Source organism: Frankia sp. Mgl5, assembly GCF_023242985.1.
GTDB classification, from domain to species: domain Bacteria; phylum Actinomycetota; class Actinomycetes; order Frankiales; family Frankiaceae; genus Parafrankia; species Parafrankia soli.
Genome location: NZ_JALKFY010000010.1, coordinates 20,736 through 31,110, shown reverse-complemented (window position 1 = coordinate 31,110; position 10,375 = coordinate 20,736). Strand labels below are relative to the sequence as shown.

Below are 10,375 nucleotides of genomic sequence, written 5' to 3'. Positions count from 1 at the left end.
CCCGGTCCCCCCCGGCCCCCCCCCGGGGGGGGCTCCCCCGCGCGGGGGGGGGGGGGGGGGGGGGGCGGCCGCCCCCCGGCCGCGACCGGGCGCTGGCCGTCGGCTGCCTCGCGGTGCTCGAATCCCACGTCGGACGGATGGTCGAGGCCGAGCGGGCCGGCTCACTGGCCGTGGCCGCGGCGCGGGACGTCGCCGACGACCCTGCGCTGCTGCCGCGGGTCCTGCACCTGCGCAGCCTCACCGTGACCGGGGTCGACTACGCCGAGCACCGGCGCGCCTGCGCACGTGAGTTGGCGTCCCTGCCGTCGGCACCGTCGGAGCTGCTGGTCGGCGCCCACCTCACTCTTGTCGACGACCTGGTCCGCTTCGGCCACGTCGCGCGGGCGCGGGCCGCGCTGGACGAAGCGGACACGATGATCACCCGGCTCGGCTCGCCGACCCTCGCCTACCAGGCGGCGATCATGCGGGCGGCGCTGCTGGCCTTCTCGGGCGAGCTCGAGGAGTCCGCGGACGTGGCGACCGCCGCCGTCGGGCGCCTCGGGCTGGCCGCGCAGAACGGGGTCGAGAGCTCGTTCGTCGCGAACGTCATCGACCGGGCCCTCCAGGCCGGCACGCTGGCCCGGCTGGCCGACACGCTGGCCCGCTCGCTGGCCTCCACCGGCATCGAGGCCCTGCGCGGGTCGCTGGCGCTGGCCCTCGCCGCCGCCGGGCGCCCCGAGGCGGGACGCGCCGCGCTCGCCGAGATGCGGCTGCCGCCGCGCGACTACACCTGGCTCAGCGCGGTCGTCATGCGGCTGAACGCCGCGGTGGCCCTCGGCGTGCTGGACACCGTCGAGGAGGACATCGCCCACCTGCGGCCGCACTCGGGCGAGCTGGCGAGCCTGGGCACCTGCACAGCGGTCGTCGGGGCCGTCGACAGCCACCTGGGCGAGGCCTACCTGGCGCTCGGTGACCACATGGCCGCCCGGGAACACCTGACCGCGGCGCTCGCCCTGCTCGAGGCGAACGACTCCCCCTACTGGGCGGCAAGAGCGCACCAAGCGCTTGCCAAGTGCCCGTAAAGCGGCAACCGCCACGCTGAGTCCCATCCGAAGGAAAACGGGAGGGAACCTCGATGGCCCGCGCACTGATCATGGATGACCTGGCTGGTTTCGTCATCGCGCACGCCGGGATGCGCCGGGAGTTCGGCCGGCTGGCCCGGGTCGCCCGCGCCCCGCGGGACGCCGAGCACGCCGCGCTGATCGAGGAGCAGATCGCGCTGACCACCGGCGTCCTACACAGCCACCACACCGGCGAGGACCGGGACCTCTGGCCGCTGCTGCGCCTGCGCGCGCCGGAGGCGGCCGGCGAGCTCGACGCTCTCGCCGCCGAGCACGAGTCGGTCGACCCGCTGCTGGCCGCGGCCGCCGACACCGCCGTCGCGCTCACCGAGCGGGCTCAGGTTCTCGAGGCGCTGCACGACCTGATCAACGCGCACCTGGACCACGAGGACACGGTCGTCCTCCCGCTGATGCTCGACCATCTGACCCTGGCCGAGATGGAGGAGATCGGCCGGCAGGCACTCGCCGAGATCGGCCGGCGGCGCGCGCCCGCGGTCTTCGGGTGGTTCTCGAGCGGCGCGCACAAGGAGCTGCGTACGGCCGCCCTCGCGACCGTTCCGCCCATCCCGCGTTTTCTGTTCAACCGCTTCTGGTGGCCGTCCTACCAGCGTCGCTTCGAGCTCCTCTACGGCGCCGACGAGCACGCTCTGCTGGGCGTCTGATCCCGGCCCGGCCCGGCCCGGCCGGGAACGGCGCACGGTGTCGGCGTCGCGACTCTGGATCGACGCCGTCTGTCCGCACGTGAGACGGTGCCGGCGCGGGGGCCTCGATCGTCATGGAGGACGTGTGCGACGGCCGTCAGGTGTGGTGCACCGCAGGTGGACGATCGGTCTCGTGCTGGTCGCGGCCATCCTTCCCGCGTCGTGCGGCGATTCGGCCGGCACGACGGCGGGCTCCCCCACGATCTCACCCGGCGCCAGGGTCTCGCCCGGGGCCGCGGTCTCGCCCGGCGGGTCGGTCGGATCGGGCGAGTCCGGCGCGGCTGCCGGGGCCGATCCGCGGGACGGCGCGGAGCCGTCCGCCGCGGTCGCGCGGTGCACGGCGGCGGGACTCGCCGCGCCGCTGGACGCGGCGCCCGCGGAAGGCACAGGCCAGCAACAGCTTCACGTGATCTTCGCCAACCGTTCCACGGCCGACTGTGCCCTGTACGGGCACCCCGGCGCGCAGCTGCGGTCGGCGACCGGAGACACCTGGGACCTCGTACGGTCCACCCTCGTCAATCCCACGCGGGTCGTCCTGGCGCCCGGCGAGCGGGCACACGCGACGCTGACCTACCTGCCGACCGACCCCGGCCCCGACCCCAACGACGGCACCGGCAACCCTGTCTTCGATCCGGTCACCCTCGTCCTGACCCCTCCGGACGAGCGGGACTCGCTGTCGGTCCCGTGGACGCGCGGACCCGTCCTGCGGCAGGACGGCGCCACGCACCCCGGCACGTACATCTCCGCGCTCGAGCCGGGCGCCTGAAGCCTTCCCAGGTGGACGCCGCTGGCCCTCGGGCACGCGGCCCGCGTTTTTCACGTTTCAAGGCTTGGTTGTCATCTGGTGTTGTCAGCTGGTGTTGTCAGCTGGTAATGACTTATCCGTCCTGCGCGGATTCAGCCGAACGCGATCCTCTGACCCATCTGAGCCGGGTTGGCGTGTGTCGACGTCGCGGTGTGCCGTGTAGCCCTCGTGTGGCCCGTGTTCGGGGGCGATGACGGTGCCGGGACGGTCAGTCCGTGGACCGGCCCTCCAGGAGCCAGGCCTCGACGTCGCCGGCCCGCCACAGGTCGAAAAAGGGCACGGACCGGACCGGCTCGGGAAAATCATCACGAGCGCACAGCCGCCGGGCACGATCCGCCGAGATGCCCAGCCGACGGGCGATGTCCGCGGTACTCCACAGGTCATCGGCTGTCACAACAGCATGCTACGCGTATGCCCCACAGGCGCGGTGACGGTCATCCGGGCGTGCGCGGGTCCGACGCCCACCCGGTCGCATCCGGCCACGCACGGAGCACACGACCCGCCGGCCGCTTCCTGTCCGCGATCGGCCGCAGGCGACACACTCGCGATCAAGGTGTACGGTGGATCCGTTGCTCTTCTATTTGGGTGCCGCCGGTCACCTTCAGGATGGCATCATCGGTGATCAGAAGTTGGAGATCACCGCGCAGATTCGGGACACCACGTGGGTGTACCGCAGCAAGCGAGCGAGGAGCGACCGTGTCAGAAGGTACTGTCAAGTGGTTCAACGCCGAGAAGGGCTTCGGCTTCATCTCAGTGGACGGCGGAGGGCCCGACGTCTTCGCCCACTTCTCGTCCATCGTGGGTGACGGCTACAAGTCGCTCGAAGAGGGGCAGCGCGTCTCCTTCGACATCGAGCAGGGGCAGAAGGGGCCGCAGGCCGCCAAGGTGCAGCCCCTCAGCTAGCACAAGTAGATAGAAGCCAGCTCGTCTTGGGGCTAGAACCTCAGCTTTTGTAGGGGTCCGACAAGCCCGATCGCGTAGCTGCGTGGCAACCGGCCCACGTCGCCATCGAGATCATTTCAAGACTTGAACGTATTCAACCCTGCTGTCCGTGAAGTGCGGTTTTCGGACGCGGGGGCGCGCGAGGATTCGTGCGTTTGACATAGTTGGTGGGCATACCCAACAGTCCGGCGGTACCTCTGACTTGGGCAGACAGTTCACGTACAGACCGCGGGAACTACTGCGCGGGGACTACTGCCGCCGATCGCCAGCGGTCGGTTCGGGAGTAGGTCGGCCAATCATGGGCCGACGCGGCCGCGCCCGTGTACCCGCGGGGCTGTTGTGATCAAATATGTCGCTGACTCCTGAAGACCGAGCCCCTGGGACCCACAAGGTCCCAGGGGCTCGGTCTGTTTCGTCCCAGGAGCCAGGTCTGTTTCGGGATTCAGGTCTCATCGTGCAGTCCGGTCGAGGGGCGCCGGTGGCAGTGCGGCGACCCAGCGGCGGACCTCCCGGCGGCTGCGCAGCCGGACCAGCTCCTTCCCGCCGTTGAGCGGATCCGCGAAGCGGGCGCCGTAGCGCGTCCGGTACTCACCATGCTTGCGCCACCCCCAGCGGATCGGATGCGAGGCCCGCGGCAGCTCACGCCAGCGTTCCCGGTTGCCGTTCCACAGCGTGGTCCGACACACGATCCGGCGGGCCGTCCTCGTCACGACCTGCCATTCGACCAGCCAGCGCGGCAGGTCCAACCAGACGACCGTGTCCGCCCGGGCCCACAGGAGCTCGCGCACGGCCGCGTAGTTGCCGTCGACGATCCAGCCGGGGGCGCCGGTGATCTCGTCGACGTCGGCCCGGAAGGCGGGGCGGGGCACCCAGCCCGGGCCGTGGTACAGCGCGTCGAGCTCGACGTGTGGCACTTTCAGGCTTTCCGCCACGTTTCGGGCGAGTGTCGACTTCCCGGCCCCGGACGCCCCCACCACCAGTACCCTGCGCACAGCGATGATCTTAATCCGGCCCTGGACCGGCGCGCGGCCGCCCTGGACAGCTGCGGCCAGCGGGTGCTCCCGGGGCAAGCGCCGTAGTCTGGTGGACGCCAGGAGCGATGGATCGGTTATTCACAGTGACCATCGTCGCCGTCCAGGCGCACGAGCACCGCTCCCGAACACCGAGGAGGACCGCTGCGCATGGCCATCGCGAACGGTCCGGACGGCGTGCCCATTCCGCTGCGGCCGCGACATCCAGCTGACTTCGACGCGTTCTACCAGGGGACACCGCCCTGGGACATCGGCCGCCCCCAGCCTGCGTTCGAGGCCCTCGCCGAGGCGGGGCTGATCCGCGGCCGGGTGCTCGACGTCGGCTGCGGCACCGGGGAACACACTCTGATGGCCGCCGGTCGCGGCCTGGAGGCCACCGGCGTCGACACCGCCGCGGCAGCCATCGCCCGTGCCGACGCCAAAGCGGCCGACCGGGGCATCTCGGCTCGGTTCCTGGTCTGGGACGCGCTGGAGCTGGTCGCCCTCGACGAGAGGTTCGACACGGTGCTCGACTGCGGCCTGTTCCACGTCTTCACCGACGACGACCGTGCCCGTTTCATCGTGGCCCTCGGGGCCACGATCGCCAGCGGCGGCCGCTATTTCATGCTCTGCTTCAATGATCAGGTTCCCGGGGAGACCGGGCCACGCCGGGTCAGCCAGCAGGAGATCCGAGCCGGTTTCGCCGACGGCTGGCGGGTCGACTCCGTCGAACCGGCCGAGATCGAGATCACCATCGGGCCGAGCGCGATCCCGTCCTGGCTGGCCACCATCACCCGGCTCTGAGCACCGGTCGTCTCGGCCCGGAATCAAGGATGTCGCCACCGCCGCTTCTGCGACGGTGGCGACATCGTCTCTCTGGGTGTGGTCAGAGGTTGAGCGCGTCCAGGATTCCCTGCCACACAGATCCGCGGGTCGGAAGCGTGATGGACGGAGTCAGCTCGGCGTACGCCTTACCGGTGATGTTCGCACCGTTTATGGTGCCGGTCACGGTCGAGGTGCCCTCCCAGTACGAACCCTGCGGAACAAGCGGGTTGTACAGCTCCTGGTCGGCGAGCTGGGGTGTGATCGTCAATGATCCGCCAGGAACGTTGATCGACCATTTCTGTTGGTAGGTGATGCCCGTGTGTGGGCTCGTCCAGCTACCCAGCGGCGTCGAGGAGATGGTACCGGGGGCGAGGTTCGTGGTGGTGCCGTCGGCGTTCACCCGGGTGCCGACCGTCTCAACAAGCTGGTTGTTGGCATTGTGGATGAAGTAGAGCATGTACTGCGTGTTGTCGTCGAGCTGGATACTGAACCATTCCCAGCCTCCCGGACCAGCAGTGAAGTCACCCCACTGGTGGTCCTGCCAGGCGGTGCCGGTGACGTTCACGGGCACACCGTGGTCCAGGAGCGTTCCGCTCGCCTTGAGGTTCGTCTGGGAGTAGTAGCCGGACTGACCGAACGGCCCGTAGGGAATGACTCCGGCATTCCCGTGCAGCGCCGCCGGCTGTGTCTGACGGAGGGTGAGGTTGATGCCCGCGTAGCTGAGGTCCGCGAAGCCGCCCGAAAGATGGTTGACGCCGTTCTTGCCATCCATGTGATACAGGCCGACGGTGTTGTTGAAGCCACCACCGGCCGGAACGACGTCAGGCAGGAGTGCGTAGGTCGCCTCGTCCTGCTTGAGGGTCTGGCGGGTGATGTCGCTGATCGCGAGATGCCCGTTCCAGATCGCCGTGACCGGCTCGGTCCCCAGCGCATCCATACGAATCATGGTCATCTCGAACCCATACTCATGGGATTTCCCGAAGATGTCCTTGCCCTGCAGATGCCCGGTGAAGTACCACCACTCCATCGATGCGTCACGGTGCGGCGCCTCGTCGCCCGGCAGGGAGACCGGCCCCAGCGTGACGGCGGACGCGCCGGGCGCACCCACGGCGAGCAGGAGAAGTGACGAGGCAGCGGCGACGAATCCCACCAGCAGCGGACTTCGGCGCCGTCTCCCGATGCGTAAGCGGTCAGGGATGAATCTCATTCTGCGGTCTCCTTTGGGGGTGTGATCGTGGACGGTGTGGACTGGGGCATCGATGGATCATTCCGGCGCGCCGTCGAGCATGCCGCGGAATCCACCGGGTTCGTAGGGTCCGATGACGAGCTGCTCCAGCACGCCGAGTCCGATTCGGTCACCCCAGACCGCGCGTACGACCTGCTGAACGTGCACACAGTCGGGAGCAATGGTGTCCAGTTCCGCCACCTTGAAGGTCTCGCCACCCACGGCCAGTTCGTCGTGCCATCGGCCGTGTCCCCATGTGGGGTGCAGGTAGCCGACGCCCTTCATCCGGAAGGTCTGCAGTGGCTCCAGCTCCACGGTCTCGCCCGGGGCGAGGAGCAGTGACGCTCCGGCGGAGCGCCGCAGGCCCGGCGCCCAGCGCACCTCGTGCCGGACCCCGCGCAACCACCGGATGCCCGTGTCCGGTCCGAAGAGCGGTGATTCCTCGCCGAGCACGGGCAGCACCGCGGTGCGCTCCAGCCAGGGCTGCCCCGCCTCGTTCTCCATCACCACGTAGTGCAGGCACTCGTCGGCGAAGTTCAGCGGCGCCCACAGGAAGAACACCTGCGGCAGAGCGGTGCGCGGTGCGGCCGGCGTACGTTCACCCACCCCACGAATTCCCCAGGAGCGGTCCTTCGTGCCGTAGGTCCCGTCGTTCACCCGGATGTCCTGGCCGCCGGATGCGAGCTGACCGGTCCAGGTCACCATCTGGGTGGCCCGGGTGGAGTCGGTGCGAAGCTCGGTCCCGTCATACTGCGTGGCCCGCGGCTCCTCGTGAGCCGGCGTACGGGCGGTGGCGGTGAGGTCGGCGACCAGCCCGTGTTCCGCGGCGTCGACCAGGATGCGGTTGACCCGAAGCGGCTCGACGATCTCCACCGAGATCGGGCCGATGCTCGTCCGGGTCCGGTCCAACGGGATGCGCCCCGACGCGAACACCGACCGCTGCACACCGTCGTGAACCACACTGAAGGCGGCGTCGATAATCCCACGATTGGGATAGAGACCGAACGCGAGCGCGAAATACATCTACTCGTCGTAGCCGTTGAACCAGAACCGGTCGTAGTGATCGGGATGGCCACCGCCCGCGTGCGCGACAGGCAATGCGGTCTGGTGAACCGGATAGTCGTCAAACGGCGTGAGCATGTAGTCCCTTTCGGCGTACGCGGGCTCGCGCCGTCAGATCGGCAGAACCGGTAGACCGGCGGCCCGCTCCTGCCGGTCCCCCACCGGTGTGCCCGTGGTGGTGTGCCGGAACAGCATCGATGCCTGACCGCCGGGAATCCTCAGCGGAACTACGCAGGCGGGTACGGGGACCGTCCGTACTACGTAGTGCCTTGACGACCCCCACCGCGGCGGCCAAAGATGATCCATGCCCGCGCCAACGCCGCTGCGGCCCCTGAACGAGCTGCGGTCCCTGGACGAGCTGCGGTCCCTGGACGAGCTGCGGTCCCTGAACGAGCGGATGCCGGCAGAACGAACAAGCTTCGTCGGACGACGGACCGAATGCGCGGATCTCAGACGGCTACTCGGCGATGTTCGGCTGGTCACGGTGACGGGTGTCGGCGGAGTGGGCAAGACCCGGCTGGCGTTACGCACCGCGACCGAGGCCCGGCGGGCGTACCCGGGCGGAGCCTGGTTCATCGAGCTGGCCCAACTACGCGACCCACGCCTGCTCGGGCACACCGTCGCCGCCACTCTCGGGTGCCCGCCGAGGGGAGCCGACCAGCTTCTGGCGACGCTGACCGATCACATCGCGTCGAGACGCGTTCTGCTGTTACTGGACAACTGCGAGCATCTGGTGGACGCCTGCGCCGAACTGACCGACATCCTGCTGGGCGCCTGCCCCAATCTGCACGTCCTGGCGACGAGTCGGGAGTCGCTGCGGGTCGCCGGTGAGACGGTCTACATGGTCTCTCCGTTCCCGGTACCCGACGGGCACGACGCGCGCCGGCACGCCGCTTCCGACGCGACGACACTGTTCCGCGAGCGGGCCCGCTCGGTCCGCCCGGACTTCGAGCTCACCGAGGACAACCGGGCCGCGGTCGGCGAGATCTGCCGCCGGCTGGACGGGATCCCCCTCGCCATCGAGCTCGCCGCGGTCAAGACCCGGGCGCTACCGCCCGCCGAGATCCTGGCCCGTCTCAGCGCGGACACGGAGATCCTGCGCCATGACGGCCGGCGCGTCGCCGATCGTCAACGCACACTGCGTACCTGCGTCGACTGGAGCTTCGATCTCTGCACACCACAGGAGCAGCTCCTGTGGACCCATCTGTCGGTGTTCGCCGGCGGTTTCGAGCTCGACGCCGCCGAGGGGATATGTGGGGACGAGCGTTTCGCCGAGCCCCTGCTGGATCTGATCTTCTCCCTGGTCGACAAGTCAGTTCTCACGTACGAACCCGGCGCGGAACGCGGCCGTTTCCTCCTGTTGGAGATGCTGCGGCAGTACGGGCAGGAGAAGCTCGAGGAAAGCGGCGGGTGGCAGGCGATGCGACGCCGGCACCGTGACTGGTACGCCGATCTCGCCGCGCGGGCCGACCAGGAGTGGACCGGGCCCGGGCAGCAGTCGTGGCTCAGCCGCCTACGTCTCGATCATGCCAACCTCCAGCTCGCGCTGGAGTACTGCTCCAGCGCGGGTGAGACCACCGACGGTCTGGCACTGGCCCGGTCGCTGCACCGCTACTGGGTGGCCGACGGACGGTTCGCCGAGGGCCGTTTCTGGCTGGCCCGCACCCTCGGCCACACCGGCAACGCCCCCCGCGACCAGGTCAGGGCCGTACACACAGCCGGGTGGCTGGCGATCCTGCAGGGCGACCTCCCGGCCGCGGGACGGATGCTCGAGCATGGCACCGAGCTGGTCGCGACGGGCCTCGACACATCCGAGGCGGCGCTCATCACGCAGCTCGCCGGGCTCGACGCAATGTATGCGGACAAACCCGGCGCGGTCGACGCCCTCGAGCAGGCGCTGGCCCAGTTCCGCCGCGACGGTGACCTCAACCGCGAGCAGGAGACCCTGGCTCTGCTCACCCTGGCAGCGGCGCTCAGCGCCACCCCGGAGGCGACCCGGCGGTACCACGCCGAATGGGTCGCCATCGCGGAGCTCCGCAACGACCACCGGCTCCGCTCGTACGCGGAGTGGGCCTACGCCATTGCCACCTGGCGTACCGGCGACCCCGAGCGGGCCCTGGCCGTCGCGCGCGCGGCGCTCACCAGCCGGCCCGACCATCTGGGCTTCGCGCTGTGCCTGGAGACGCTGGCCTGGATCGAGACCAGCCTCGGTGAGTGCGCCACAGCCGCCGTCCTGCTCGGCGCGGCGGACCGGCTCTGGGAGCGGATGGGCACCTCGACCGTCGCGCTGCCCGCCCTGTTCAGGTTCCGCCGGCGCTGTGAGGTCAGGTCCCGCAAGGCGCTCGGCAGGCGGTCCTTCGACGCCGCCTGGGCGCAGGGCGCCGCCCTCTCCTCCGAGGACGCCTGCGCCCGCGCGACGAAGGGGTCGTACTCCGCCTCGCCGGCCGGCGCCGCCGGGCGGGATCCGGGCTGTCGGTTGACGAAACGGGAACGCCAGGTCGCGGACCTGGTCGCGCGGGGGCTGAGCAACAAGGAGATCGCGGCGACCCTGGTGATCTCCCCCCGCACGGCCGAGACGCACGTCCAGCAGATACTGAACAAGCTCGGGTTCACCTCCCGCTCCCGGATCGCGGCCTGGATCGCCGACCAGCCGGCCGGGGCCACCGGATAGACCGGCAGGCCCACCCGGCCACGGGGCGGGCGGG

8 protein-coding genes and 2 pseudogenes are annotated in these 10,375 nt (G+C 69.9%); 6 read left to right on the top strand and 4 right to left on the bottom strand.

Features of this window, described 5'->3' with window-relative positions:
- From MXD62_RS07140 to MXD62_RS07130, 3 genes and pseudogenes are all read left to right on the top strand, one after another.
- Window positions 1-1,061, top strand: a pseudogene (locus tag MXD62_RS07140) (transcriptional regulator); the annotation flags it as partial.
- 53 nt (window positions 1,062-1,114) lie between these two features.
- Window positions 1,115-1,762 (top strand): hemerythrin domain-containing protein, encoded by a 648-nt coding sequence (locus MXD62_RS07135; RefSeq protein WP_248828626.1) that lies wholly within the window; start codon window positions 1,115-1,117, stop codon window positions 1,760-1,762.
- Between the two features lie 124 nt (window positions 1,763-1,886).
- Window positions 1,887-2,567, top strand: a complete 681-nt coding sequence (locus MXD62_RS07130; RefSeq protein ID WP_248828625.1) for a DUF4232 domain-containing protein — start codon at window positions 1,887-1,889, stop codon at window positions 2,565-2,567.
- Window positions 2,568-2,814: 247 nt separating this feature from the next.
- Here MXD62_RS07130 and MXD62_RS07125 read toward each other — a convergent pair whose 3' ends face one another.
- On the bottom strand, window positions 2,815-3,000 hold the full coding sequence (locus MXD62_RS07125; RefSeq protein WP_248828624.1) for an AlpA family transcriptional regulator: 186 nt from the start codon (window positions 2,998-3,000) through the stop codon (window positions 2,815-2,817).
- 302 nt (window positions 3,001-3,302) lie between these two features.
- Here MXD62_RS07125 and MXD62_RS07120 point away from each other — a divergent pair, with 302 nt between their 5' ends.
- Window positions 3,303-3,509 carry a cold-shock protein gene (locus tag MXD62_RS07120; protein ID WP_018502733.1) on the top strand — a complete coding sequence of 69 codons (207 nt, stop codon included), beginning with the start codon at window positions 3,303-3,305 and terminating at the stop codon, window positions 3,507-3,509.
- A gap of 488 nt (window positions 3,510-3,997) precedes the next feature.
- On the opposite strand, the gene MXD62_RS07115 is transcribed toward MXD62_RS07120, so the two are convergent.
- Window positions 3,998-4,540: an adenylate kinase gene (locus MXD62_RS07115; RefSeq protein WP_248828623.1), complete on the bottom strand. Its 543-nt coding sequence runs from the start codon at window positions 4,538-4,540 to the stop codon at window positions 3,998-4,000.
- A gap of 189 nt (window positions 4,541-4,729) precedes the next feature.
- Here MXD62_RS07115 and MXD62_RS07110 point away from each other — a divergent pair, with 189 nt between their 5' ends.
- Window positions 4,730-5,362, top strand: a complete 633-nt coding sequence (locus tag MXD62_RS07110; protein WP_248828622.1) for a bifunctional 2-polyprenyl-6-hydroxyphenol methylase/3-demethylubiquinol 3-O-methyltransferase UbiG — start codon at window positions 4,730-4,732, stop codon at window positions 5,360-5,362.
- 82 nt (window positions 5,363-5,444) lie between these two features.
- On the opposite strand, the gene MXD62_RS07105 is transcribed toward MXD62_RS07110, so the two are convergent.
- A complete protein-coding gene (locus MXD62_RS07105) occupies window positions 5,445-6,533 on the bottom strand; it encodes a lipocalin family protein (protein ID WP_308301207.1) in 1,089 nt (362 codons plus the stop codon).
- 114 nt (window positions 6,534-6,647) lie between these two features.
- Window positions 6,648-7,748: pseudogene (locus MXD62_RS07100) on the bottom strand (hypothetical protein).
- Between the two features lie 226 nt (window positions 7,749-7,974).
- Here MXD62_RS07100 and MXD62_RS07095 point away from each other — a divergent pair.
- Window positions 7,975-10,341, top strand: a complete 2,367-nt coding sequence (locus MXD62_RS07095; RefSeq protein ID WP_248828619.1) for a LuxR C-terminal-related transcriptional regulator — start codon at window positions 7,975-7,977, stop codon at window positions 10,339-10,341.
- Window positions 10,342-10,375 lie beyond the last annotated feature (34 nt).